The sequence below is a fragment of the Treponema sp. R8-4-B8 genome (assembly GCF_054786175.1).
In genome coordinates this window covers 1-559 of record NZ_BDHE01000276.1, presented here as the reverse complement: position 1 = coordinate 559, position 559 = coordinate 1, and the positions used below count along the sequence as shown (strand labels likewise).

Genomic DNA, 559 nt, shown 5'->3' with positions numbered 1-559 from the left:
GCGCGCGAATCGGAAGGTCTGCTTCAGATCAACAGGGTGATGAAAGACATCGCCAGCCAGACCAATTTGCTTTCCATGAACGCCGCGATTGAAGCGGCTCATGCCGGGGATGCCGGCAAAGGTTTCGCGGTAGTAGCCGATGAAATTCGCAAACTTGCCGAAAGCTCAAGCGTACAGTCCAAGACAATAAGTAACGTACTAAATAAGATAAAAGGCTCAATTGACAAAGTAGGCGAATCTACGGATACCACGCTTACAAGATTTGACGTTATTGATAAGGACATAAAAACCGTAACAGAACAGGAAGAAAATATCCGCAACGCAATGGAAGAGCAGAACGAAGGCAGCAAACAAATTTTGGAAGCGGTAGGCCGGCTTAATGAGATTACAAGGCAGGTTAAAGACGAATCCGCCCAGATGCTTCAAGGCAGCCGTGAGGTAATAAGGGAGAGAAGGAATCTTGAAAATGTAACTCAGGAGATTACCGGAGGCATCAACGAAATAGCGTTAGGAGCGGAACAGATCAACGAAGCCGTAAAAATGGTAAACGACAGAACCG

At 46.7% G+C, this 559-nt stretch carries 1 protein-coding gene; it reads left to right on the top strand.

The features are described 5' to 3' along the window. Positions 1-559, top strand: a 559-nt coding sequence (locus ACYVRA_RS08375; protein ID WP_461252269.1) for a methyl-accepting chemotaxis protein, incomplete at both ends; no start/stop codon positions are given.